The sequence below is a fragment of the Brachybacterium alimentarium genome (assembly GCF_002332425.1).
In the GTDB taxonomy this organism is placed as follows: domain Bacteria; phylum Actinomycetota; class Actinomycetes; order Actinomycetales; family Dermabacteraceae; genus Brachybacterium; species Brachybacterium alimentarium.
In genome coordinates, this window is record NZ_NRGS01000005.1 from 310036 (window position 1) to 334662 (window position 24627).

The window sequence follows — 24627 nt, forward strand, 5'->3', positions numbered from 1 at the left end:
CACCTGCGTCCGGCGATCACCGTGTTGCGATGAGACCAACGTAGGGGCCTGCGACCTGGAAAACAGCAGGCTTGGAACAGCCGGGGATCGGACTTGACGGGATCTTTGCGCGACCGAGGGTCAACGTGACCAGAACCCGCCCGGGCTTGACGAACCGGCGAGATGGCAGCCACACGACGAGCCCTGGTCGCGACCCTCCACCCGAAGGGGAGCCCGTCGGGATCCCCGGGGCAGTGCGCCTGCGGCGAACAGTGTCCCGCCCCTGTGCGCGCAGCGCCTAGAGTCGTGCCATCGACGAATCCCGCTATGAAGGAGAACCCGTGACCTCCGTGTCCTCACAGAGCACCCACGCCTCCGCGCCCCGCGACGCGGCCGGTGACACCCCGATGGGTCTGGACGACAACGTCTACCAGCGCCTTCTGCGCGAGCGCATCGTCTGGCTCGGTTCGGAGGTGCGCGACGAGAACGCCAACGCGATCTGCGCGAAGATGCTCCTCCTCGCGGCAGAGGATCCCGACAAGGACATCTACCTCTACATCAACAGCCCCGGCGGCTCGATCACCGCCGGCATGGCCATCTACGACACCATGAAGTACATCCAGCCGGACGTGGTCACGGTCGCGATGGGCATGGCGGCGTCGATGGGGCAGTTCCTGCTGTCCTCGGGCACCAAGGGCAAGCGCTTCGCGACCCCGCACACGCGCGTGCTCATGCACCAGCCGCTGGGCGGCCTCGGCGGCACCGCGACCGACATCAAGATCCAGGCCGATCTCATCCTCTCGATGAAGAAGCAGCTGGCCGAGCTGATCGCCGAGCAGACCGACAAGAGCGTCGAGCAGATCACCGAGGACTCCGACCGCGACCGCTGGTTCACGGCGACCGAGGCCCTCGAGTACGGCTTCATCGACAAGATCGTGACCGGGGCGAGCGACGTCACGGGCGGCGGCGGAACCGACGACTGACCGTCCCTCCCGGCACCCTCAGACACCTCTCACGCAAGGAGACCCCGTGACTTTCGATCCCCGCACCATCGGCGCCATGCCGACCGCCCAGGCCGGCGGGATGCCCACCTCGCGCTACGTGCTGCCGCAGTACGAGGAGCGCACGGCGTACGGCATGAAGCGCCAGGACCCGTACACCAAGCTGTTCGAGGACCGCATCATCTTCCTGGGCGTCCAGGTCGACGACGCCTCGGCGGACGATGTCATGGCCCAGCTGCTCGTCCTGGAATCCCAGGACCCTGACCGCGACATCACCCTCTACATCAACAGCCCCGGCGGCTCGTTCACGGCCCTCACGGCCATCTACGACACGATGCAGTACGTCAAGCCGGACATCACCACGGTGTGCCTCGGCCAGGCGGCGTCCGCCGCCGCGGTGCTACTGGCCGCGGGCGCCCCGGGCAAGCGCCTCGCGCTGCCCAACGCGCGCATCCTCATCCACCAGCCCGCCATGGGCGGCGAGGGCGGCGGCGGCCAGGCCTCGGACCTCGAGATCCAGGCCAACGAGATCATGCGCATGCGCGAATGGCTCGAGGAGACGCTCGCCGACCACACCGGCCGCACCAAGGAGCAGGTCAGCAAGGACATCGAGCGCGACAAGATCCTCACCGCGAAGTCGGCCCTCGATTACGGGCTGATCGACCAGGTGCTGGAATCCCGCAAGGAGCCCCGCGCGCAGCTCTCCCGCTGACCGGGAAGACGTCGTCGGCCCCGTGGGTGCGCACCGCATTCCGCGGGGCCGACGACGTCGCCTCCAGGGCGGCCCGCCCGGCCGTCCGACGCAGCAGGATCCGAGGCCCAGCCTCCCGCGTCCCCGGCGCACGCCGGGGTACCGTGGTGCGGTCCGCAGATCCGGTTTCGGATCCCGGGCATGGACGGATGACATGGTGAGGGCCTGACGAAAGGACACGGAGCATGGCGCGCACGAGCGACGGGGCCGACGTGTTCAAATGCTCGTTCTGCGGGAAGTCGCAGAAGCAGGTCGAACGGCTGATCTCCGGTCCCGGGGTGTTCATCTGCGAAGAGTGCATCGAACTGTGCAACGAGATCATCGCCGAGGAGATCCAGGCCGCACAGCCCGCCTCCGAGGAGCAGGCCGCGCTGCCCACCCCGCAGGAGATCTTCGCGTTCCTCGAGGACTACGTCGTCGGCCAGGAGCCCGCCAAGCGCGCGCTGGCCGTCGCCGTCTACAACCATTACAAGCGGGTGCGCGCCCAGGAGGCGGACTCCGCCGGCCCCACGGCGAAGAGCGCCGCCGCCGCGCTCGCGGAAGAGGCTGATTCGGGCAGCTCTGGCACCTCGGGCAGTGCGGGCGGCTCCGGCAACTCTGGCGGCGCGAGCGCGTCGGACAGCTCCGCCATCGAGATCGCCAAGTCCAACGTGATGCTGGTGGGTCCCACCGGTTGCGGCAAGACCTATCTGGCCCAGACCCTCGCCCGCATGCTCGACGTGCCCTTCGCGATGGCCGATGCCACAGCGCTCACCGAGGCCGGCTACGTCGGCGAGGACGTCGAGAACATCCTGCTGAAGCTCCTTCAGGCCGCGGACTACGACGTCCAGAAGGCCGAGCGCGGCATCATCTACATCGACGAGATCGACAAGATCGGCCGCAAGTCCGAGAACCCGTCGATCACCCGCGACGTCTCGGGGGAGGGCGTGCAGCAGGCGCTGCTGAAGATCCTCGAAGGCACGGTCGCCGCGGTGCCGCCGCAGGGCGGGCGCAAGCACCCCCATCAGGAGTTCATCCAGATCGACACGACGAACGTGCTGTTCATCGTGGCCGGGGCGTTCGCGGGCATCGAGGACATCATCGGTTCCCGGATCGGCAAGCGCGGCATCGGCTTCGGTGCCGACCTGCACACCCCGCTCGAGCAGGAGGCCCTGTACGCGAAGCTGGTCCCGGAGGACCTGCTCAAGTTCGGTCTGATCCCCGAGTTCATCGGCCGTCTGCCGATCATCACGAGCGTGTCGAACCTGGACCGCGATGCCCTGATCCAGATCCTCACCGAGCCGCGCAACGCCCTGGTCCGCCAGTTCCAGAAGATGTTCGAGCTCGACGGCGTGGAACTCGATTTCGAGCGGAGCGCGCTGGAGGCGGTCGCCGACCGCGCGATCGAGCGCGGGACCGGTGCCCGCGGCCTGCGCGCCATCCTCGAGGACTCCCTCCAGGAGGTCATGTTCGACGTGCCCTCCCGGGAGGACATCGTCAAGGTGGTCATCACGCCGGGTGTGATCACCGACGGGCGGGCGCCGCTGATGGTCACCGGCAAGGACTCCGACCGCGAGGTCCAGGAGCCGCGACAGGAGCGGTCCGCCTGATGAGCCAGCCCCCGCGCAGCGCCACGGTCGGCGAGGATCCCGTCGATCGTGCGCGCGAGATCCTCGTCGAGGAACGTCGCAGCATCGACAACATCGACGCCGCCCTCGTGCACCTGCTCGCCGAGCGCTTCGCGCACACCCAGCGGGTGGGCGTCCTCAAGGCGACCTACGGACTGCCCCCGGCGGATCCATCCCGCGAGCAGGAGCAGATCGCCCGCCTGCGCACCCTCGCCCATGACGCGGGCCTGGATCCGGTCTTCGCCGAGGCGTTCATGCGCTTCATCGTCACCGAGGTGATCCGCCATCACGAGCGGATCCGCGACGAGGGCCCCTCCCATGCCTGACGCCCCCGCCGACTGGTAATGTGAGTCGCGTGACAAGCTTCCAGTTCCTCGAATGGCCGGTGATCCGGCAGCTTCGCGGCGCCGATCGACTCGGCCGGGGAGCTGCGGTCACCTCGAAGGCCACGCGGAGCACTGCGCCCCGCACCAGCGAGGCGGACACCGTGGTGCAGAGCGTGTGCCCGTACTGCGCCGTGGGCTGCGGTCAGAAGGTCTTCGCCAAGGACAACCGGGTCATCCAGATCGAGGGCGACCCTGATTCGCCGATCTCACGCGGTCGGCTGTGCCCCAAGGGCGCCGCGAGCGAGCAGCTGGTCAACTCCACGCGCCGCATCACGACCGTCCGCTACCGCCCCCCGTACGCCACGGACTGGCAGGATCTCGACCTCGACACCGCCATGGACATGATCGCGGACCGCTTCCTCGAGGCGCGCCGCAACCACTGGGAGGACGAGGACGAGAAGGGGCACCCGCTGAGGCGGGCGATGGGCATCGCGTCGCTGGGCGGCGCGACCATCGACAACGAGGAGAACTACCTCGCGAAGAAGCTGTTCACCGCGGCCGGTGCCATCCAGATGGAGAACCAGGCCCGCATTTGACACTCCGCCACGGTCCCCGGTCTGGGGACCTCGTTCGGACGCGGTGGGGCCACGCAGTACCTGCAGGACATGGCCAACGCCGATTGCATCGTCATCCAGGGCTCCAACATGGCCGAGGCCCATCCGGTGGGCTACCAGTGGGTGATGGAGGCGCGCTCGCGCGGTGCTCGGGTGATCCATGTCGATCCGCGGTTCTCGCGCACCAGCGCCAACGCTGACAAGCACCTGCCGATCCGAGCGGGAACGGACATCGTGCTGCTCGGCGCGCTCATCAACCACGTGATCGCGAATGACCTCTGGTTCACGGACTACGTCAAGGCGTTCACCAACGCCTCCTCGATCATCGAGGGCGACTTCGCCGACTCCGAGGACCTCGACGGGCTCTTCTCCGGTTTCGACCCCGCGACGGGCACCTACGACAACGCCTCGTGGCAGTACGCCGATGCCTCTGCCGACGGAGCTGACGGAGCCGACGGAGGGCACGGTGCCTCGACGGCCACCGGCGTGCCTCACGGCGAATCCCACGGAGAGTCCCACGGGTCCGGTGGCCCGCAGCTCGAGCACGGGGAGCCGGCCCGTGACGAGACGCTGCAGGACCCCCGGTGCGTCTTCCAGATCCTGAAGCGCCACTACGCCCGCTACACCGCCGAGATGGTCGAGGAGGCGTGCGGCATCTCCCGCGCGGACTTCGAGTACCTGGCGCGCTCGATGACGGACAACTCCGGACCGGAGCGCACCACCTGCTTCGCCTATGCCGTGGGCTGGACGCAGCACGTCGGCGGTGCGCAGTTCATCCGCGCCGCCGGAGTGCTGCAGCTGCTGCTGGGCAACATGGGCCGCCCCGGCGGCGGCATCATGGCCCTGCGCGGCCACGCCACGATCCAGGGCTCCACGGACATCCCCACCCTGTTCAACCTCCTGCCCGGATACCTGCCCATGCCCAAGGCCGGCGCCCATGATTCGTTCGAGGACTACGTCGACTCGATCGGCTCGAAGTCCCAGAAGGGCTTCTGGGCGGAGTCCGAGGCGTACGCGGTGAACCTGCTGAAGGCCTGGTGGGGCGATGCCGCGACGGCGGAGAACGACTGGGCGTTCGACTACCTGCCGCGTTTGACCGGCGCCCACGGCACGTACCAGACCACGATGCGGATGCTCGAGGACGGGCTCGACGGATTCTTCCTGCTGGGTCAGAACCCGGCGGTGGGCTCCGCCAACGGCCGCATGCAGCGCCTGGGCATGTCGCACCTGAAGTGGATGGTGGTGCGCGACTTCTCCATGATCGAATCGGCCACCTGGTGGAAGGAGGGGCCGGAGATCGAGTCGGGCGAGCTGAAGACCGAGGACATCGCCACCGAGATGTTCTTCCTGCCCGCCGCGAACCACACCGAGAAGGCCGGATCGTTCACCCAGACCCAGCGCCTGGTGCAGTGGCGCCAGCAGGCCGTCACCCCGCCGGGGGACTGCCGCAGCGAGCTGGCGTTCATGTTCGAGCTCGGCCAGCGCCTCCGCGAGCGCCTGCGGGATTCGACCGACCCCCGAGACCGGCCGCTGCTCGACCTCACCTGGGACTACCCGACCGATGAGCACGGTGAGCCCGATCCGGAGTCCGTGCTCAAGGAGATCAACGGCTATCACGTCGGCGGCGAGCAGGACGGCGTGCCCCTGTCGTCCTACACCCAGATAACGGCCGACGGCACCACCGCGGGGGGCTGCTGGATCTATACCGGCGTCTATGCGGACGGGGTCAACCAGGCTGCCCGGCGCAAGCCCGGCAGCGAGCAGGACAGCACCGCGGCCGAGTGGGCGTGGGCCTGGCCCGCGAACCGTCGGATCCTCTACAACCGCGCGTCCGCCGACGCCGACGGCAAGCCCTGGAGCGAGCGCAAGAAGTATGTGTGGTGGGACGAGGACACCCAGCGGTGGACCGGCAAGGACATCCCGGACTTCCCGGCGGACAAGCATCCGCACGACCTCGGGGATGCGGACGAGGGCGGCGCTGCCGCCCTCGCCGGGAACGACGCATTCGTCATGCAGGCCGACGGCCGCGGCTGGCTGTTCGCGCCCTCGGGCATGGTCGACGGTCCTCTCCCCACGCACTACGAGACGGTCGAGTCGGCGATCCCGAACCCGCTGTACGGCCAGCAGGCGAACCCCACCCAGATGACCATCACGGATCGCGACAACATGAACGCCCCGGGCATCACCGGTACGGCGGCCGAGGGCGAGGTCTACCCGTACGTGTTCACCACCTACCGCCTCACCGAGCACCACACCGCCGGCGGGATGAGCCGCTTCCTGCCGTACCTGGCCGAGCTGCAGCCCGAGCTGTTCTGCGAGGTCTCTCCGGAGCTCGCCGAGGAGGTCGGGCTGGAGCAGAACGGCTGGGCGACGGTGATCACCCCGCGGTCCGCGATCGAGGCCCGGGTGCTGGTCACCCGACGCATGAGGCCGCTCCAGGCGGCCGGCCGCACGGTGCACCAGATCGGGATCCCGTACCACTGGGCGCAGGGCACCGAGGCCGTGGTCTCCGGTGATGCGGTCAACGACCTGATCGGGATGAACCTCGATGCCAACACGCAGATCCAGAACTCCAAGGTGATCGCGTGCGCCCTGCGCCCCGGCCGTCGTCCGCGCGGGCCCGCCCTGCGTGATCTGGTGGCAGACTTCCAGGATCGGGCCGGGATCAGTCCGACGACGGCGGAGAGCACGCTGGACATCGGTCCGACCACGGCTGAGCCGTCCGCTGAGCTCGCGGTCGACGACCCCCGAGGGGCCGACACCGCCTCTGGAGAGGAGCACTGATGGGATCGCTGATCGAATCCGCAGGACGCCCGGGCGCCGATTCCGGCTGGGAGCACGAGCATCCGCGCAAGGGGTTCTTCACCGACACCTCCATCTGCATCGGCTGCAAGGCCTGCGAGGTGGCCTGCAAGGAATGGAACCAGAACCCGACCGACGGGGACCTCGAGCTGCTCGGCTCCTCCTTCGACAACACCGGGGAGCTGGGTGCGAACACGTGGCGCCACGTGGCCTTCGTGGAGCAGGATTCCGAGCGCATCGAAGAGGCCAAGGAGTCGGGCCGACGCCTCGTCAGCCTGGGCATGCCCACGGTGGGCCCCCGCTCCAGCGGACCGCGCCCCGGTGCCCCCTCCACCCCGGGCGGCCGTCCTGGCGATGACCTGACCGGTGAGGACACCACCCCGCCGGACACCCCCGAGTTCCGCTGGCTGATGTCCTCTGACGTCTGCAAGCACTGCACCAACGCCGGCTGCCTGGACGTGTGCCCGACCGGCGCGCTGCACCGCACCGAGTTCGGCACCGTCGTGGTGCAGCAGGACGTCTGCAACGGCTGCGGGACCTGCGTGGGCGGTTGCCCGTTCGGCGTGATCGAGCGTCGGGACGACGGCACCATCTCCCCGCGCTCCTCCCGCGACGAGGGGGAGCAGAAGGATCCCGACCACGGGACCGCCAACAAGTGCACGCTCTGCTACGACCGGCTCGTCGTCGGCGAGACCCCCGCGTGCGCGCAGACCTGCCCGACCACCTCGATCAAGTTCGGCGACCGCGAGGACATGGTCGACAGCGCCGAGGAGCGTGTGCAGCAGCTGCACTCCCAGGGCATGACCGAGGCGCGCCTGTACGGCGCTAACCCGCACGACGGCGTGGGCGGGATCGGCTCGGTGTTCCTGCTGCTGGACGAGCCGGAGGTCTACGGCCTGCCGCCGGACCCCCAGGTGCCCACGAAGGAGCTCCCTCAGATGTACCGGACCGCCGGCGTCGCCGCTCTCGGGATGGTCGCCGCGACCGCCCTCGCCTTCCTCGGAGGGCGTCGGTGACGCACGCAGCCCATTCCGAGTACGACTCCTACCGGCCCCCGGAGCCGCCCCGGCGCAGGCGTCGACGCGGCGGGGGTCTCGGCAGCCGCTCCGGACGGCCGGGCCGCCCCGGCCAGGCCGGTGGTGGCGACGGCTCGCGCGAGATGCCGATGGTCGAGGACGTCGAGTTCAGCTCCTACTACGGCCGTCCCGTCGTCAAGGCTCCGCCGTGGGAGTGGCCGATCGGCCTGTACCTCTTCGTCGGCGGGCTGGCGGGCGGTTCCGCGCTGCTCGGCGCCGGCGGATCCCTGACCGGCCGTGCCGGGCTGCGCCGCACGGCACGCCTCACCGCCGTCGGCGCCGTCGGGGTGGGCCTGCCGGCACTGGTCATGGACCTCGGGCGCCCGGAGCGGTTCTTGAACATGCTGCGCGTGTTCAAGCCGACCTCGCCGATGAGCATGGGCACCTGGCTGCTCTCGGCCTTCGGCACCGCTGCCGGTGTCGCCGCCGCAGGTGAGATGGACCGGATGACGGGGGAGCGGCTGCCGCTGGGCCGGCTCCGACCTCTGCTGCGCGTCGCGGAGGGCGCGGGCGGTGCAGGCGCCGCCGTGCTCGGCGCGCCGCTGGCGGCGTACACGGCCGTCCTGTTGGGCGATACTGCGGTGCCGACCTGGGCTGCCTCGCGCAAGGGTCTGGCCTATGTGTTCGTGTCCTCGGCCGGGATGGCCGCAGGCGGCGCAGCCATGATCACGACCCCGACGGCGGAGGCCGGACCTGCCCGAACCCTGGCCGTGCTCGGCGTCGCGGGGGACCTGATCGGGATGCGCTTCACGAAGGAGCAGATGCATCCGCTGGAAGCCGAACCGCTCGAGACCGGCGGCGCAGGGTGGAAGCTCCGCCTCTCCGAGGGCCTCGCGATCGCGGGCGGTCTCGGCACGCTCCTGGGAGGACGCCACCGGGGGATCGCGACCCTCAGCGGCCTCGCGCTCGCCTCGGCCTCGGCGCTGACTCGCTTCGGGGTGCTCGAGGCCGGGCTGGAATCGGTCAAGGATCCGCGCCGCGTCATCGAACCGCAGCGCGAGCGCCTCGAGAAGCGCCGTGCCGCCGGCATCACCGACGACTCGATCACCACCGGCCCCCGCCCGGCAGCTCCGGAGCAGCCCGGATCGGACTCCGAGTCGCAGGTGCCGGGGTCGGCAGCACCGATGGAGTAGTACCCGAAGGAGTGGGTCTCGAAGGGGTGGGCACCGATGGGGTGGGCTCCGAGGAATCTCGCGTCGGAGCTCCGGGACCGCTGGCCGCGCCGGTCAGCGCGCGGGGACGGCTCAGCGCACGTCGATCCCCGCACCCTCCACCGTCTCGCCGATGATCGGGTACCCCGGGACCTCGCCGACCACGAGCAGCCCGCCGGACGTCTGGGCATCCGCGAGCAGCAGCAGATCGTCCTCCGTGATGCCCGCTCCGGGGCGCACGCTCTCGCGCACCCACTCGAGGTTGCGACGGGTCCCGCCGGAGACGTAGCCGTCGCGCAGCGCCTCGGCCGCCCCGTCGATCAGCGGCACGGAGGCCCGGTCGAGCACGACGCCCACACCGGAGGCCCGCGCCATCTTGTGCAGATGCCCGAGCAGACCGAAGCCGGTCACATCCGTCGCCGCTTCGGCCCCGGCGGCCAGCGCTGCCTTCGCGGCATCCCGGTTCAGGGAAGTCATGCTCGCGATCGCGGCCTGGGAGACGTCGCCGGTCGTCTTCATCCGGTTGTTCAGCAGGCCCACGCCGATCGGCTTGGTCAGCGTGATCGGCAGCCCGGCCCGGGCGGCGTCGTTGCGCAGCAGACGGTCCGGATCCGCAGTGCCGGTGACAGCCATGCCGTACTTGGGCTCGGGATCATCGACCGAGTGCCCGCCGATCACCGGTACGCCAGCCTCCTTCGCGACCTGCAGACCGCCCGCGAGGACCTCGCGGAGCAGGTCGAAGGACAGCACGCCGCGCGGCCAGCCCACCAGGTTGATCGCCACCACGGGGTCCCCGCCCATGGCGTAGATGTCCGACAGGGCGTTCGCGGCGGCGATGCGGCCCCAGTCGAAGGGGTCATCGACCACCGGCGTGAAGAAATCCGCGGTGGAGAGCACAGCGGTCCCGCCGTCGATGCGCACGGCCGCGGCGTCGTCGCCGTCGTCCAGTCCCACGATAACCGAGTCGTACTGCTGGCCGGACAGGGCCGCGACGACCTCCTCGAGCTCGCCGGGCGGGATCTTCGAGGCGCAGCCACCGCCGTGCGCCATCGTCGTCAGGCGGATCGTCGGAGTCGTGGCGGAGGGCGTGCTGACAGGAGAGATCGGGGAGTCGCTCATGCTCGGAGCCTACCCATCCGCATGCCGTTCTCGACCTGATCCCAGCGGGCTCTCGGCCGGATCTCGGCCGTCCCTCGACGGGTTCTCGGCCGGATTCCGGCGGACAGGCCGGCATTCTCCCGGCACTCTCCCCAGCGCTGGTCCGAGTACCGTCCCCTGCACTCTCCCCAGCACTGTCCTCAGTGCGGAGCACCTGGTGGGGCGGTGATACCTTGACCCGTGGAGGCGTACGTGTCCTGGTGGGCGCCCCGGTCTTCAAAACCGGTGAGACCGAGCATCTCGGTCTGGCGGGTTCGATTCCCGTCCGCCTCCGCCACCCGCCTGATGCCGCCGCGGGAGCGGCGAACCGCCGCCGTCGGCCCGAACGAGGAGGTTCCCGTGCCCGAGTCCGTGGAGCGCCCGGAGGCGGTCGAGGACCCCCGCCGTCGCATCCCGCGCACCGACCTCCTGCTCGCGCATCCGCAGGTCGCCCGTGCGAGCGCAACGATGAGCGACCTGGTGGTGCGGGACATCGTGCGCGCCGCGCAGGCCCGTGCACGAGCCGGTGAGATCGCCCCGGAGCAGGTGCTGGATGATGTGCGCGCCGCGATCGGGGACCGCCCGTCCTCCTCCCTGCGCCCGGTGCTCAACGCCACCGGGGTCATCGTGCACACCAACCTCGGTCGGGCACCGCTGTCGGCCGCGGCGCGGGAGGCCGTCCTGGACGCCGCCGGATACACCGACGTCGAGTTCGACCTCGCCACGGGTGCTCGGGCTCGCCGCGGCGCCGGCGCCCGGGCCGCCCTGCTCGCCGCCTGCCCGGAGGCGGAGGACGCGCTCGTGGTGAACAACGGTGCCGCAGCCCTCGTGCTCGCCACCACCGCGTTGGCGGGGACGGCGGACGTCGTGATCAGCCGCGGCGAGCTGATCGAGATCGGGGCGGGCTTCCGTCTCCCGGACCTGATCGCCTCGGCCGGTGCCCGGATCCACGAGGTCGGCACCACCAATCGCACCCATCTGGCCGATTACACGGAAGCGCTCGGAGAGCGGACCGGCTGCGTGCTGCGCATCCACACCAGCAACTACCGCATCATCGGTTTCACCAGCGAGGTCGGGATCGCTGAGCTCGCCGAGCCGTGCCGCGCGGCCGGAGTGCCGCTGCTCGCGGACCTCGGCAGCGGACTGCTCGCGCCCGACGTGCACCTGCCGGAGGAGCCCGATGCGGCCTCCGCACTCCGGGACGGCGCGGATCTGGTGATCGCCAGCGGGGACAAGCTGCTCGGCGGTCCCCAGGCCGGCATCCTGCTGGGCAGGGCCGACGTGATCGCCCGCCTGGCCCGCCACCCCCTGGCGCGGGCCGTGCGCGCGGACAAGCTCGCCCTGGCCGCTCTCGAGGCCACCCTGACCGGAACCGCCCCGCCGGTGATCGACTCCCTGCATGCGGACCCGGACCAGCTGCACCAGCGGACCGCTCGGGTCGCCGAGCGGCTCGGGGGCCGGCTCATCCCGCACGATGGCCGCGTGGGCGGGGGAGGAGGCGCCGAGGTGCCGTTGCCCGGCTGGGCCGTCGCCCTCGAGGCCGAGCTCGCTGCTCCCTTGCGCACCGGGGACCTCGCCGTCGTGGCCACCGTGCGCGACGGCGACTGCCTGCTGGACCTGCGCACCGTCCCGCCCGAGCAGGACGATCGCCTCGTCGCGGCCGTGGACTCGGCGCGCGCGGTTCTCGCGGCGGCGGGGGAGCCGGACCGCCGATGAGGCAGGTGATCGCCACCGCCGGTCACGTCGACCACGGGAAGTCCACCCTGATCAGAGCGCTGACCGGGAGCGACCCCGACCGGTTCGCGGAGGAGAAGCAGCGCGGGCTGAGCATCGATCTAGGCTTCGCCTGGACCGTGCTGCCCTCGGGACGCGAGGTGTCCTTCGTCGACGTCCCGGGCCATGAGCGGTTCCTGGGCAACATGCTCGCCGGGCTGGGCCCTGCCCCGATCGTGTGCTTCGTGATCGCGGCCGACGAGGGCTGGAGCGCGCAGTCCTCCGACCACCGCGACGCGATCGCGGCCCTCGGCATCGACCAGGGGATCCTCGTGATCACCCGCCTGGACCTGGCTCCCGACGGGGTCGGGGAGGTCCTCGCCGAGGCCCGTCGCGAGCTCGCCGGGACCGGCCTCGAGGATGCTCCCGCCGTCGGGGTCGCCAGCACCACCGGGGAGGGTCTGGATGCGCTCCGGGACACGCTGGACGCTCTGGTCGCCACCGCACGCGAACCGTCCGCGCAGGAACGGGTGAGGCTGTGGGTGGACCGGTCCTTCACGATCGGAGGCGCGGGCACCGTGGTGACCGGGACCCTCGCCGCCGGGACCCTCACCCGGGGCCACCGTCTGGAGCTGTGCGGCGAGCAGCGCGGCGGCGAGGTCACCGTGCGCGGGCTGCAGACCCGGGGCGACGCGGTGGAGTCGATCGGCCCCGTGAACAGGGTCGCCGTGAACCTGCGCGGGATCGGCACCGACGAGATCGGCCGCGGGGACGCACTGCTCACACCCGGTTCCTGGGCCACGTCCTCCCTGCTCGACGTGCGCCGGGTGGGCGGCGCGGGGCTCGCCGACGCGCCCGCGGAGCTCACGGTGCACATCGGCACCGCAGCCGTCCCCGCCCGGGTGCGGCCTCTCGGGGAGGGTCACGCCCGCCTCACCCTGTCCCGTGCGCTGCCACTGCGGGTGGGCGATCGGATGGTGCTGCGTGGCAGCGGGAGCGCATCGGTCCGCAGCGGTGTGCAGGTGCTGGACCTGGACCCTCCGCGCCTGGAACGTCGCGGCGACGGGACACGGCGCATCCGCACCCTCGAGGCGATGCCGGCCACCGGCGACGTCGGCATCGAGGTCTCCCGCCGGGGAGCGCTGCGACGCGAGCATCTCGCGCGCACCGGGATCCACGTGCCCTCGCAGCTGCCGACGAGCGTGCGCGCCGCCGGGGACTGGCTCGTCGACGCCGCGGCGCTGGAGGATTGGGCTGCTGGGCTGCGAGCACAGGTGGAGGCCGACCGTCGAGCCGACGCCCTCTCGCCCGGCGTGCCGAGGAAGGCCGCGATCGACGCGCTCGACCTGCCCGATCCGGTGCTGCTGGACGCCGTGGTGGGCGCCGCCGACCTGCGGTTCTGGGACGGCCGCGTGCAGGACGCGCAGGAGACCTCCGGCCTCGGCGCTGCGGAGACCGGCATCGCCGAGCTGGAACGGCGTCTGGGGGACGGGCCCTTCCGGGCTCCGGAGGCCGACGACCTGGTGCAGCTGCGGCTGGGCGCTCGCGAGCTCGCCGCGGCGGCCCGTCAGGGACGCGTGCTGCGCCTGAGCGGGGAGGTGATCCTCCTGCCGAGCGCGCCCGCCCTCGCCATGCGGGAACTCGCTCGCCTGCCCCCGCCGTTCACGGCCTCCCAGGCCCGCCGAGCCCTCGGCACCACGCGCCGGGTCATGATCCCGCTGCTCGAGCATCTCGATGCGCGCGGGTGGACCCGGCGCGTGGACGCCGGGCACCGGGAGATCGTGCGCTGACACCGACGAGCCGTCGGCCCCTGCGCCTCAGCCCTTCGCGCGCGGGGTCTTCACGGGCGGCTCGCCCAGCTCGACGTCCTCGGTGAGGATCTCGTCGGTCTCCGCAGCAACGAGCTCGAGCGACTCGATCCGCCCGAGCGCCGTGAGATCGGCCGAGGCCGCTTCGAGATGCGCGAGCACGGGCGCCGAGGCGACGACCTTGACCCGCAGGATCGGGGTCTTCTGCGAGACCTTCGCGTCGGACTTGATGCGGCGCACGGAGATCGCGGCCTGGGCGACGGAGTCCGCCAACGAGGCGTCCTGCCCGGCGGCCGCGTCGAACAGCGGCTCGGCGACCGGCCAGGGCTGCGTGTGCACGCTGCCCTCGCGCCACCACGACCACACCTCTTCGGTCGCGAACACGATCACCGGGGCGAACAGGCGCAGCAGCACCTCCAGCGAGATGGACAGCGCTGCGCGGGCCGAGGCCGCGCCGGCCTCGCCCGAGGGCGAGTTGCCGTGGGCGCGCTCCTTGACCAGCTCGATGTAGTCATCGCAGAACGCCCAGAAGAAGGGCTCGGTGACCTCGAGCGCACGGGCGTAGTCCATGTCGTCGAAGGCGACCGTGGCCTGCTCGACGACCTTCCCGAGCTGGGCCAGGAGGGCGCGGTCTAAGGGCTCGGTGACCGCGGCCGGATCCGCGGCCAGACGACCGGCGGGATCGGCGGGCGCCTGACCGAAGCCGAAGGCGAACTTCGAGGCGTTGAGGATCTTGATCGCGAGGCGTCGGCCGATCTTCATCTGGCCCTCGTCGAAGGCGGTGTCCACGCCCTGGCGGGCACGGCCCGCCCAGTAGCGCACGCCGTCGGAGCCGTGCTGCTCGAGCAGCCCGATCGGGGTGACCACGTTGCCCTTGGACTTGGACATCTTCTTGCGGTCCGGGTCCAGGATCCAGCCGTTGATCGAGGCGTGCTTCCACGGCAGGGAGTCCTGCTGGAGGTGGGAGCGCACGATGGTGGAGAACAGCCACGTGCGGATGATGTCGTGGCCCTGCGGCCGCACATCCATCGGGTACACGGTGTCGAAGAGGCCCGGGTCCGAGTTCCAGCCGCCCGCGAGCTGCGGGGTCAGCGAGGAGGTGGCCCAGGTGTCGAGGATGTCGGGGTCGGCGACGAAGCCGCCCGGCCGGTTCCGCTGCTCCTCGGTGAATCCGGCGGGCACGTCGATCGTGGGATCGATCGGGAGCTCCTCCAGGCCCGGGGTGAGCACAGTGCCGTAGTCCGTCTCGCCGCCCTCGCCCACCGCGTACCAGACCGGGAAGGGCACGCCGAAGAAGCGCTGGCGGGAGATCAGCCAGTCGCCGGCCAGGCCCTCGACCCAGTTGCGGTAGCGGGACTCCATGTACGCGGGGTGCCAGGTCAGCTCGCGTCCGCGCTCGATGAGCGCATCGCGCAGACCGCCCTCGGACTGGTCGCGGCCGCCGTTGGTGAGGTACCACTGGCGGGAGGTGACGAACTCGAGCGGCTTGTCGCCGTTCTCGTAGAACTTCACCGGGTGGCTGATCTTCTCGATCTCGCCGGTGAGGTCGCCGGACTCGGTGGCCATCTCCACCACGCGCTTCTGCGCGCTGAACACGGTCAGCCCGGCCAGCTCCGCATAGCGCTCCTGGCCCTCCGGGGTGGAGATCCACGGTGCCTCGGGCAGGAAGCGGCCGTCGCGGCCCACCACGGAGCGCGTGGGCAGTTCGAGCTCGCGCCACCAGGTCACGTCGTTCGCATCGCCGAAGGTGCAGATCATGGCGATGCCCGCGCCCTTGTCGGGCTGGGCGAGGGAATGCGCGAGCACCGGCACCTCGACGTCGAACAGGGGCGAGGTGACGGTGGTGCCGAACAGGGCCTGGTACCGCTCGTCGTCCGGGTGGGCGACGAGCGCGACGCACGCCGGCAGCAGCTCGGGACGGGTGGTGGCGATGACGACCTTCTCGCCGGTCCCGTCGGTGCGGGTGAAGCCGAGGCGATGGTAGGCGCCCTCGCGGTCGCGGTCCTCCTGCTCGGCCTGGGCCACCGCAGTGCGGTAGGTGACGTCCCACATGGTGGGGGCCTCGGCCTGGTACGCCTGGCCGGCCTCGAGGTTCTCGAGGAAGGCGCGCTGGCTGGTGGCCCGGGAGTGAGCGTTGATGGTCTGGTAGCTGTGATTCCAGTCCACGGACAGCCCGAGCGTGCGGAAGACGTCCTCGAAGGACTTCTCGTCGATCTCGGTGAGTCGCTCGCACAGCTCGATGAAGTTGCGTCGTGAGACCGGCAGCTGGTTCGCGGCCTTCGAGGACTTGTTGTCGCCGCCCTCCTGCGGGGGCGTGAAGTCGGCGTCGTAGGGGAGCGAGGGATCGCAGCGCACCCCGAAGTAGTTCTGCACCCGGCGCTCGGTGGGCAGGCCATTGTCGTCCCAGCCCAGCGGGTAGAAGACGTTCTTCCCGCGCATGCGCTGGTAGCGGGCGATCATGTCGGCCTGGGAGTAGCCGAACACGTGACCCACGTGCAGGGAGCCGGAGGCCGTCGGCGGCGGGGTGTCGATGCTGAAGACCTGCTCGCGCGTGGTGTCGGACTCGAAGGCGTAGAGCTTCCGCTCGCTCCATACACCGTCCCACTTCTCCTCCAGACCCTCGAGGGAGGGACGGTCGGGGATCGTGGAGTCAGGGCGCGGCGCGATATCGGTCATGGGGCTCATTCTTCCAGGTCTTCGTCTCAGTGCAACGCAGACGTCAGCAGTGTGAGCGCCCTCGCGTGCCGCCACGGCATCGACGTACCGTGACGGCATGCCTGTCGAACGCATCGCCGTGGTCTCGGACGTGCACGGGAACCTCACCGCCTACGAGGCCGTCCTCGCCGATATCGCCTCTCGCGGTATCCATCGCGTGATCAATCTGGGCGATGTCGTGGGCAAGGGGCCGCGCGGCTCGGCCTGCACGGCGCTGACCCGCGAGCGCTGCGAGAGCACCGTGCGCGGGAACTGGGAGGCCTTCCTCGCCGGGGACGGAGAGCTGTCCGGCGACGGGCTGCGATGGTGGCGGGCCGAGCTCACGGCGCAGGACCGTGCGTGGCTCCATGCCCTCCCCGGCAGCCTCGACCTGCGGCTCTCGGGCCGACGGGTGCGCCTGGTCCACGCCTCGCCGATCGACGAGTTCACCCGAGTGCACCGCGAGCCCGACGACGAGACGTTCGCGATGATGTTCGAGCCGACGCCCTTCACCGGTGATGCAGGGCGGGCCGACGTCGTCGCCTACGGCGACATCCATGACGCCTTCGTCTCGGCGCAGCCGGGCGCCACGCTCGTGAACGTCGGCAGCGTGGGCAACCCGCTCGACGAGCCGACGCCCTCCTACGTGATCCTCGAAGGGGATCCCGACGGGGACGTCCAGGTCCCCTTCGGGATCCAGTTCGTCCGGGTGAGCTACGACGCCGAGGCGGAGATCGAGGCAGCGGCCGCCTCCGGGATGCCGGCTCGGGAGATCCAGGCCTACGCGATCGAGCTGCGCACCGGGGTCTACCGCGGCCTCCACGCCCAGCTCGGACTGCGGTGACGGGCTCGCGCTGCCGCACCGCTGCACCGCCGCACCAACGAATCTCCGCATTTCCGCATTTCCGCACCGATGGCCGACGGCCGACCACCGACGGCCGACCACCGACGGCCGACCACCGACGGCCGGTGGCTGCGGGAGCCGGGTCAGGGCACGCGGTGGGTCCACTCCTCGGTGCTGAACTTGGTCGCCACCAGCTCGCGGGCCTTCGTGAGCTCGTCCTCGGTGTAGCCGGAGTCCACGGTGTCGTAGCGGGAGCGGAAGTAGTCCAGGAACCCCTCGATGATCTGGTCGCGGGGCAGACCGGTCTGTGAACGGATCGGGTCCACGCGCTTGTTCGCGCTGCGAGTGCCCTTGTCGGAGAGCTTCTCTCGACCGATCCGCAGCACCTCGCCCATCTTGTCGGCGTCGATGTCGTAGCTCATCGTGACGTGGTGCAGCAGCACACCGCCGGCGAAGCGGCGCTGGGCGGCGCCTCCGATCTTGCCCTGCTCGGAGGCGATGTCGTTGAGCGGCACGTAGCGGGCCTTCACGCCGATCTCCGCGAGAGCGCCCATCACCCAGTCATCGAGATAGGCGTACGCCTGCTCGAAGCTGAGGCCCTCGACCAGGGAGGTGGGGACCACCAGCGAATAGGTGATGCAGTTGCCGTGCTCCATGAACATCGCGCCACCTCCGGTGATCCGACGCACCACCCCGATGTCGTGCTTCGCCGCCCCCTCGGCATCGATCTCGTTGCGCACCGACTGGTAGGAGCCGATCACCACCAGCGGAGTGTCCCAGTCCCAGATCCGGAAGTGCGGGCGTCGGCGGCCGGCGATCACCTCGAGCGGCAGCACCTCGTCCAGGGCGACATGCATGACCGGCGGCAGCACCTGCGGACCGATCACATCGAAGGTGAGGTCGTCCCAGCTGGAGGCATGACCCAACGCCCGGCGGGTGGCGATCGCGACGGCCTCGGCGTCGAAGCCGATCAGCTGCACGGGATAGGGGAGGGACTCGATCCGTGTGGTGAGCGCGGAGGCGAGCTCCGCGGCGGTGGCCTCTGTCGCCATACCGTTCAGGGCGGCATTGAGCTCCTCGAGAGCGTCATCGGGTTCGAGGAAGAAGTCACCGAACACGTGGGCGGTCGCGATCCGATCGTCCTGGACCGTGACGTCGACCGCGACCAGCTTCCCTCCGCGCACCTTGTACTCGCCGTGCATGACGGTGTTCTCGTTCGGATGCTGGTTCGTGTTCTCGTTCGTCTCCGCCATGGGACCATCTTCCCCCACGACGAGGTGCGTGAGCGATCCGGGAGTGCACGAGCGATCTGGGAGTGCACGAACACTCTGGGCGTGCACGAACGATCTGGGAGTGCACGAACACTCTGGGAGTGCGTGAACGCTCTGGAGTGCGTGAACGCTCAAGGGCGCTCACCTCATACGATGGTCAGCGACCGCAGCGCGCGGTGGACCTCCCACACGAAGTCCGCTGTCGACTGGCTCTTGCGTGGTGCGACCGCGTAGGTCTCCTCGGCACGGTCCGTGGAGGCTTCGCGGGTGACGCGCGGGATGAGGTTGCTCCAGTCGCGGTCACCGCCCACCCAGATCCGGTACAGCGTGCCGCTGTCGTCCCCGCGGCGCTGCAGGCGCAGGCTCAGAGTGGTCGAGGACAAGGCGGGCTGGCGCCGGGCCGGGGCCAGATCGAAGCCGCGATCCCGCAGCAGCAGGGGGTTGAAGATCGCCCACAGCAGCAGGCGCGCCCCCTCGACCTCGGGGGAGGCCGCCGTGCCGATCAGCTCGCCCAGATCGGGCAGGCCGGAGTTCTCACTGCGCCAGGCGCTGCGGCGATCGAGAACGGCGAGACGCTCGCGGGCGGCGTCGAGCTCCTCCTCGCTCTCGAGCAGACCGATCCCCAGTGGGATCGGTGTCGACCCGGTGCGCACCAGGTGCACGGGGGAGCCGTGCTCGACCTCGCTGAACTCGAGGCCCGTGCGAGTCCGGCTGACCCCGGCCTGGAGATGGGCCTCGGTCTGGCCACGACGGGTGGAGAAGCGGGGGCTCGCGCCGAGCACGGTACGGCTGGCCTGGTGGAGCACGTCGAGGTGGGCGCGGAACTCGCGGGCGGTGCGGGTCTTGGTGAGCAGACGTTTGGGCTCGACGGGGAACTGCACGAGCGGTCGGCCTGCGTTCTCGCCCACCTCGCCGATCGTCGCCCACAGGTGCGCATGTCCCGGATCCGCCTTGGGCATCCGTCGGCCCAGCCGTCTCCAGCTGGTGACCACGACCCCCTCGGGCACCTGCCCATCGAGGTCTGAGTAATCGCTGCGGCGCGAGACCGCGAGGAGGAGGTGGTGCGGGGAGGTGCCGAGGGCGCCGCGCATGGCCCGCAGCTCCTTGGTGCTGAACGGCCCGCCCACTCGCAGGGCGACAGCGAGGCTGGCGCTGTCATCGGATTCGGAGCTGGTGGGCAGCATCTCCGCGAGCAGATCGGGGGAGACCCGGCGCAGCCGCGGCGAGGCCACGATGCTGCCGGTGGTGTGGTCGGTGCGGGCGATGGTGTGCAGGAAGGCATCACGGCTGCGCGGGGACATCAGGACGAATTCGAGCATGTTGCGCAGGATCACCTCGACCCGGGTGTGCTGCTCGGCGGAGGCCTCGAGGTCCGGGGAGCTCATCGATCGGTCCACGGCGTAGGTCAGCATCTGGCCGACGGTGGCGTACGAGCGGGCCATGATCCTCCGTTCCGACCGGTGGGCAAGACACGGTTCCGGGTGCGCGATAGTCGGCCATTATCACTCGCCCAGGTCGGTCATCACCGCAGGTAGGGACTGGCGGGCGTGTCGCACTGCGAGATGCGAGGGGCTATGCCCGTCCCGGGCGTGCCCCGTGCGTGTAGATCTGCCGCACCAGGTCCTCGATCGCGGGCTCGGTGAGGGAGAGGTCCCGCACGTCCGCCTCGGAGCTGATCGCGGACAGCAGCGTCGGGACGGTCAGCTCGGCACCCGCGAAGCGGATCCGGTGACGGATCCCGTCGGCCTCGCTCACCGAGGTGGTCGAGGCGCCGGGCAGGGTCAGCATGTCGACCGGTTCGGCCAGGTCCACGATCAGCTCGCGGGGCGCGCCGAGATGCTGCCGGAACGTCTCCAGGGCGCCGTCGTACGCGACCGTCCCGGAGTTGACCACGACGATCCGCTCGCACAGTCGTTCCACGTCGTTCATGTCGTGCGTCGTGAGGAAGAGCGTCGTCCCCCGCTCGGCGCGATCCTCGCGCAGGAAGCGGCGCAGCCCTTCCTTGGAGACCATGTCGAGCCCGATCGTCGGCTCATCGAGCACGACCAGGCGCGGGGAGTGCAGCAGTGCGGCCGCGACCTCGCCGCGCATGCGCTGGCCGAGCGAGAGCTGGCGCACCGGCCGCCCCAGGAACGGCCCGAGGTCCAGGCCGTCGACGAGGCGTGCCAGCCGCTCGTCGCGCCGGCGATCGGTGAGGCGGTGCATCGAGCCGAGGATCCTGTAGCTGTCGCGCAGTGGGAGGTCCCACCAGAGCTGTGAGCGCTGGCCGAAGACCACCCCGATCTCCCGAGCCAGGTGGCGCCGTTCGGGGACGGGGTCCCTGCCCAGCACACGCAGGCTGCCGGAGCTGGGCCGGAGGATCCCGGTCATCATCTTGATCGTCGTCGACTTCCCGGCACCGTTCGCGCCGACGAAGCCCACCGCCTCACCGGGGGCGATCGCCAACGAGATCTCGTCGACTGCTCGCACTGTCTGCCGGCGTCGACGACGGGCCCCGGGGACGGGAGCGCGCACGACGTAGTCGCGACGCAGGCCGCGGAGCTCGATCACGGGGCCGTCGGCAGGTGCGGGGCCTTCGGTCGGCGCGCGGCCGTCGGCTGATGCGGGGCCGTCGGCTGATGCGCGTCCGCCGGACGTTGCCTCGGCAGGGTTCTCGGGCGTCGTGCTGGGCATGGTCATCCACCTGCTCCTGTATATCTGCGGACCCCCGCGCGCCAGAGCAGGCCGGCCACGATCCAGACGAGGACCGCGGCGGGCAGACCCATCCAGCCGGCCCAGGACGGGACCAGCGCAGGCCCGGGCATCTCCAGCAGCGCGAGGGTGGGGGCGTAGGCGATCAGCGTCGCCGGTACGACGAAGGTGAAGAAGGCGCGCATCGGCAGGGCGAAGACGGCGCCGGGTGTGGTGGCGACGTAGTTGCTGCCGTAGGTGAAGGCATTGGCGAACTCGCGTCCGTCCACGAGCCAGAACTGCAGGGCGCCGGCCATCGTGAAGAGGGCTCCGAACAGCAGCGCGCCGGCGAGGGGAGCGAGCACGGCGAGCGCGAGGGCCGACGGCGTCGGGGAGAAGCCGGCGATCGCGAGGGCGGTCCCGTACATCGCGAGTCCCACCACGATGCGTCCGATCCGGCGCAGCGACAGGTCCAGGCTCGAGATCTGCAGGAGCAGCGGCACCGGGCGGATCATCAGGGTCTCGAGCTTCCCGGATCTGATGTATGAGGACAGGTTGTCGATCTCCCCGAAGAGGAGGTCTCCGATGCCGAAGGCCAGGGCTCCGAGACCGTAGACCACGGCGACCTGGGCGAGGGTCATCCCGCCCAGCGTGCCGACCTGCGAGAGGATCACCCACAGCTCGAGGAACTCGGTGGCCACGATGAGCACCTGCCCCGCGACGTCGGTGACGAAGCTGGTGCGGAACGTGGCCTGGGACCGGATCCGCGACCCGTAGAGGGTCGCCACCATCCTGGCGCTGGACACCTGACGATCCGCCGGATCGGGGCGTCGGGAACGCTCAGCCACCCTGCACCTCCACGCTCCGCACGCCGGCCCGCAGCATCAGGTGAGCCATGAGGGCGAGGACGATCAGCCAGCCCGCCTGGGTCGCCACCAGCGGGAGCGCCTCGAGCGGAGGGACTCTGCCGGAGAGGGTGTCGATCGGGGTCTGGATCATGGAGGGGAAGGGCGTGGCGCGGGCGATCGTCAGCAACCAGTCGGGGAACCACAGGATCGGGATGAGGAAGCCCGAGAGCAGGTTCATCACGGCGTTGTAGACGATGGTGAGACCGCGGGTCTCCAGCAGCCAGAACGCCGCGAGGTTCACCATCATGTCCGCCAGGAACGCCACGGTGATCGCCAGCAGCAGGGAGAAGGCGCCGAGGAGGTAGGACAGCGGGCTCTCGGGCAGGGCGAGGCCGGTGACGAGTGCTCCGACGACCAGGGGAGGGATGCCCCGTCCCAGCAGCAGGAATCCGGAGCGACCCAGCTTCTGTGCGTAGTGGAGGCCGAGGAATGACGTGGGACGCAGCAGGTCGATCGCCACATCGCCCTGGTGGACACGCTGGGAGACCTCGCGGGTGCCGAAGGCCTCGATCGGGGCCAGCAGCGCCTGACCGAGCCAGACATAGGTCGCGGCCTGCGCGATCGTGTACCCGTTGAGCTCGCCGCCGGCACTGGCGATCGCCGCGAACATGATCGAGGCCCGGATGAACCCGAAGACGGTGTTGGTGAAGACCCCTGCAGCGGTCGCCATCCGGTAGGTCGAGTACTGGCGGAATGATGCCGAGGCGATCGACCAGTACGTAGGCACTCGCGCGAGCTTAGTGGGCTGAGAAGTGCTTCACAAGGTCTGCGAGAGCCGGGATCGAGCGGTTCGGCAAGGGCTGCTGTCTGTCAGAAGGGCGGGTCCCCGAGGTCCTCGGGCGGGGGAGGAGCGTCGTCGAGTGCGGGATCTTCCGGTCCGCCCTCGCGGAGGAACTGGTCGATGAATCCCGATCGGTCCAGGGCATCCAGCTCGAGGAACCATTGATAGCGGTCCCAGGAATCAGCCAGGGCCGTGGAGATGAACGGCGTGAGCAGGTCCCGTCGTGGCGCGGTCGTGATCCGGGCGCGCACCGGCGTGCCGATGGTCCAGCTGGTCGAGCCGTCATCGTTCCGCTCGGGGTCTATCAGTCGACGGGTCTTGTCATCGTGATGGCCCCAGTGGAGTCGATGAAGATTCCTGATGCTGGTCGGTCCGCCTCGCGCGGGATGGGCGTGGTCGAACTCCTCGATGTGGTCGTTCTCGGCGTCACTGCTGGTTCTTCGCGTGCAGGTCGGCACGGCGCAGACGGGATCCCGCAGCCTCAGGTGCTCGACCATCGCGACGGTGGGCCGGTACTGATCAGCAGGTAGGGGGAGGAACTCGCCGCGCGTCGGATCGGTCAGCACCCGAAACCAGACGCTCTCCTGCGCAGCGAGCTTCCGAGCCATGTCGGCCGGCAGGGGGACCACGCCGTCATAGGTGGCAGGGGCATCGGAGAGTCCCATCAGGGTGAGCACCGGCACGACCACGTTGATGCGGTGCGCCGGTGCCGGGACATGCACGCCGCCGGTGTCCAGGACGGACCGGGTGATCACGGCGTATCGCAGTTCCGCCAGTGTCATCGCGGACAGTTCACGGGCGACGTCGCCATCGAGGTCGAACGGGATCGGAGTGCCATCCTCGAGCGCGTGGCGCTGCTGCGCCTGGATGGCTCTTGCCGCAGCGTCCAGACGCTGGGCGAGGGCGTGGATCTCGGGGATCGGTCCGGTGATGCGGAGGCAGGCCGTGCCGTCATCGACGGGAGAGCATTCCAGCGCCACGTCGCGCGTCTCCTCGGGGCGGGTGCGTGCCCCGTCGGCGTCGTACCAGGAGCGCAGCAGACGCAATTCGTCGTAGAACCGCTCCGCGGGAATGGACGACAAGTCCCATTCGGAAATGATTTCGTCGAATTCGGAACGTTGGTCGATCGTCAGATCTCGCGCATTGCGGATAATCCGGTCGAACCATTCCGTCGGAATGTCGCCCTGGGAGAGGCGGGCGAAAGTGGCCGGAAGCCCGTCGACGGCGAGATGGGCATCCTGCAGCAGGCGCGTGGCTCGGGACGTGGTGGTGCGCAGGGCGATCGCGACGGCGAGATCCGATTCGGCTCGGTCGTCTGCCAGGCCGTCATCGTCACGATCGACCCAGAAGGCCGAGGCCTGGGCGAGCAGGGCGGCTCGGTCCCGTGATGCGGCACGCTGCATCTCCAACAGACGCTCTGCAGATGCGGCCGCGGCTGGCCTGGACGTGAGCTTGCCACGCTTGACCAGTGATTCTCTGGTCAGTCGAGTGCGG

At 70.2% G+C, this 24627-nt stretch carries 18 protein-coding genes and 1 tRNA gene; 11 read left to right on the top strand and 8 right to left on the bottom strand.

Features of this window, described 5'->3' with window-relative positions; all coding sequences use genetic code 11:
• Positions 1 to 386: 386 nt before the first annotated feature.
• The 7 genes from CIK71_RS04665 (at position 387) to nrfD (ending at position 9289) form a co-directional block, all read left to right on the top strand.
• The gene (locus CIK71_RS04665; RefSeq protein ID WP_176485559.1) at positions 387 to 962 is read left to right on the top strand and encodes a ClpP family protease; all 576 of its coding nucleotides are present in this window, start codon (positions 387 to 389) and stop codon (positions 960 to 962) included.
• Between the two features lie 76 nt (positions 963 to 1038).
• Positions 1039 to 1692: an ATP-dependent Clp protease proteolytic subunit gene (locus CIK71_RS04670; RefSeq protein ID WP_158542053.1), complete on the top strand. Its 654-nt coding sequence runs from the start codon at positions 1039 to 1041 to the stop codon at positions 1690 to 1692.
• Between the two features lie 224 nt (positions 1693 to 1916).
• Positions 1917 to 3320, top strand: coding sequence for an ATP-dependent Clp protease ATP-binding subunit ClpX (gene clpX, locus CIK71_RS04675; RefSeq protein WP_096163997.1), 1404 nt, complete (start codon positions 1917 to 1919; stop codon positions 3318 to 3320).
• Positions 3320 to 3664 (top strand): chorismate mutase, encoded by a 345-nt coding sequence (locus tag CIK71_RS04680; protein ID WP_096163998.1) that lies wholly within the window; start codon positions 3320 to 3322, stop codon positions 3662 to 3664. Before clpX ends, CIK71_RS04680 begins: the two co-directional genes overlap by 1 nt.
• Before the next feature lie 29 nt (positions 3665 to 3693).
• Positions 3694 to 7062, top strand: coding sequence for a formate dehydrogenase (gene fdh, locus CIK71_RS04690; protein ID WP_245857289.1), 3369 nt, complete (start codon positions 3694 to 3696; stop codon positions 7060 to 7062).
• Positions 7062 to 8096 carry a 4Fe-4S dicluster domain-containing protein gene (locus CIK71_RS04695; RefSeq protein ID WP_096164001.1) on the top strand — a complete coding sequence of 345 codons (1035 nt, stop codon included), beginning with the start codon at positions 7062 to 7064 and terminating at the stop codon, positions 8094 to 8096. The genes fdh and CIK71_RS04695 overlap by 1 nt, the downstream gene beginning before the upstream one ends.
• Positions 8093 to 9289: an NrfD/PsrC family molybdoenzyme membrane anchor subunit gene (nrfD, locus tag CIK71_RS04700; protein WP_096164002.1), complete on the top strand. Its 1197-nt coding sequence runs from the start codon at positions 8093 to 8095 to the stop codon at positions 9287 to 9289. The genes CIK71_RS04695 and nrfD overlap by 4 nt, the downstream gene beginning before the upstream one ends.
• Before the next feature lie 111 nt (positions 9290 to 9400).
• On the opposite strand, the gene selD is transcribed toward nrfD, so the two are convergent.
• Positions 9401 to 10426 carry a selenide, water dikinase SelD gene (selD, locus tag CIK71_RS04705; protein ID WP_096164003.1) on the bottom strand — a complete coding sequence of 342 codons (1026 nt, stop codon included), beginning with the start codon at positions 10424 to 10426 and terminating at the stop codon, positions 9401 to 9403.
• 221 nt (positions 10427 to 10647) lie between these two features.
• Here selD and CIK71_RS04710 point away from each other — a divergent pair.
• The 3 genes from CIK71_RS04710 to selB all read left to right on the top strand — a co-directional run bounded on the left by CIK71_RS04710 (position 10648) and on the right by selB (position 13947).
• A tRNA-Sec gene (locus CIK71_RS04710) sits at positions 10648 to 10742 on the top strand.
• A gap of 62 nt (positions 10743 to 10804) precedes the next feature.
• Positions 10805 to 12160: an L-seryl-tRNA(Sec) selenium transferase gene (selA, locus tag CIK71_RS04715; protein ID WP_245857290.1), complete on the top strand. Its 1356-nt coding sequence runs from the start codon at positions 10805 to 10807 to the stop codon at positions 12158 to 12160.
• Positions 12157 to 13947, top strand: coding sequence for a selenocysteine-specific translation elongation factor (gene selB / locus CIK71_RS04720; RefSeq protein WP_096164005.1), 1791 nt, complete (start codon positions 12157 to 12159; stop codon positions 13945 to 13947). The genes selA and selB overlap by 4 nt, the downstream gene beginning before the upstream one ends.
• A 27-nt stretch (positions 13948 to 13974) precedes the next feature.
• Here selB and valS read toward each other — a convergent pair whose 3' ends face one another.
• Positions 13975 to 16641 (bottom strand): valine--tRNA ligase, encoded by a 2667-nt coding sequence (gene valS / locus CIK71_RS04725; protein WP_096164006.1) that lies wholly within the window; start codon positions 16639 to 16641, stop codon positions 13975 to 13977.
• Positions 16642 to 16738: 97 nt separating this feature from the next.
• Between valS and CIK71_RS04730 the strand changes: the two genes are divergently transcribed.
• Positions 16739 to 17503 carry a metallophosphoesterase family protein gene (locus tag CIK71_RS04730; protein WP_096164007.1) on the top strand — a complete coding sequence of 255 codons (765 nt, stop codon included), beginning with the start codon at positions 16739 to 16741 and terminating at the stop codon, positions 17501 to 17503.
• A gap of 143 nt (positions 17504 to 17646) precedes the next feature.
• Here the strand turns inward: CIK71_RS04730 and CIK71_RS04735 are convergent, their stop codons facing one another.
• The 6 genes from CIK71_RS04735 to CIK71_RS04760 form a co-directional block, all read right to left on the bottom strand.
• Positions 17647 to 18705 carry a lipoate-protein ligase LplAB gene (locus CIK71_RS04735; RefSeq protein WP_158542054.1) on the bottom strand — a complete coding sequence of 353 codons (1059 nt, stop codon included), beginning with the start codon at positions 18703 to 18705 and terminating at the stop codon, positions 17647 to 17649.
• A gap of 215 nt (positions 18706 to 18920) precedes the next feature.
• Positions 18921 to 20216 carry a hypothetical protein gene (locus CIK71_RS04740; RefSeq protein ID WP_096164009.1) on the bottom strand — a complete coding sequence of 432 codons (1296 nt, stop codon included), beginning with the start codon at positions 20214 to 20216 and terminating at the stop codon, positions 18921 to 18923.
• 130 nt (positions 20217 to 20346) lie between these two features.
• Positions 20347 to 21453, bottom strand: coding sequence for an ABC transporter ATP-binding protein (locus tag CIK71_RS04745; RefSeq protein ID WP_241964182.1), 1107 nt, complete (start codon positions 21451 to 21453; stop codon positions 20347 to 20349).
• A complete protein-coding gene (locus CIK71_RS04750) occupies positions 21450 to 22292 on the bottom strand; it encodes an ABC transporter permease (RefSeq protein WP_241964183.1) in 843 nt (280 codons plus the stop codon). Before CIK71_RS04750 ends, CIK71_RS04745 begins: the two co-directional genes overlap by 4 nt.
• Complete coding sequence (locus CIK71_RS04755; RefSeq protein WP_096164010.1) at positions 22285 to 23079, bottom strand: ABC transporter permease; 795 nt, start codon at positions 23077 to 23079, stop codon at positions 22285 to 22287. Before CIK71_RS04755 ends, CIK71_RS04750 begins: the two co-directional genes overlap by 8 nt.
• A gap of 83 nt (positions 23080 to 23162) precedes the next feature.
• Positions 23163 to 24536: a DUF222 domain-containing protein gene (locus CIK71_RS04760; RefSeq protein WP_245857291.1), complete on the bottom strand. Its 1374-nt coding sequence runs from the start codon at positions 24534 to 24536 to the stop codon at positions 23163 to 23165.
• Between the last annotated feature and the right edge of the window lie 91 nt (positions 24537 to 24627).

Bases quoted from the DNA above. Each gene is read 5' to 3' on its own strand.
- CIK71_RS04665 (WP_176485559.1), top strand. From the start codon at position 387: ATGGGTCTGGACGACAACGTCTACCAGCGCCTTCTGCGCGAGCGCATC.
- CIK71_RS04670 (WP_158542053.1), top strand. From the start codon at position 1,039: ATGCCGACCGCCCAGGCCGGCGGGATGCCCACCTCGCGCTACGTGCTG.
- clpX (WP_096163997.1), top strand. From the start codon at position 1,917: ATGGCGCGCACGAGCGACGGGGCCGACGTGTTCAAATGCTCGTTCTGC.
- CIK71_RS04680 (WP_096163998.1), top strand. From the start codon at position 3,320: ATGAGCCAGCCCCCGCGCAGCGCCACGGTCGGCGAGGATCCCGTCGAT.
- CIK71_RS04695 (WP_096164001.1), top strand. From the start codon at position 7,062: ATGGGATCGCTGATCGAATCCGCAGGACGCCCGGGCGCCGATTCCGGC.
- selD (WP_096164003.1), bottom strand. From the start codon at position 10,426: ATGAGCGACTCCCCGATCTCTCCTGTCAGCACGCCCTCCGCCACGACT.
- selB (WP_096164005.1), top strand. From the start codon at position 12,157: ATGAGGCAGGTGATCGCCACCGCCGGTCACGTCGACCACGGGAAGTCC.
- valS (WP_096164006.1), bottom strand. From the start codon at position 16,641: ATGACCGATATCGCGCCGCGCCCTGACTCCACGATCCCCGACCGTCCC.
- CIK71_RS04730 (WP_096164007.1), top strand. From the start codon at position 16,739: ATGCCTGTCGAACGCATCGCCGTGGTCTCGGACGTGCACGGGAACCTC.
- CIK71_RS04735 (WP_158542054.1), bottom strand. From the start codon at position 18,705: ATGCACGGCGAGTACAAGGTGCGCGGAGGGAAGCTGGTCGCGGTCGAC.
- CIK71_RS04740 (WP_096164009.1), bottom strand. From the start codon at position 20,216: ATGGCCCGCTCGTACGCCACCGTCGGCCAGATGCTGACCTACGCCGTG.
- CIK71_RS04745 (WP_241964182.1), bottom strand. From the start codon at position 21,453: ATGACCATGCCCAGCACGACGCCCGAGAACCCTGCCGAGGCAACGTCC.
- CIK71_RS04760 (WP_245857291.1), bottom strand. From the start codon at position 24,536: ATGCAGCGTGCCGCATCACGGGACCGAGCCGCCCTGCTCGCCCAGGCC.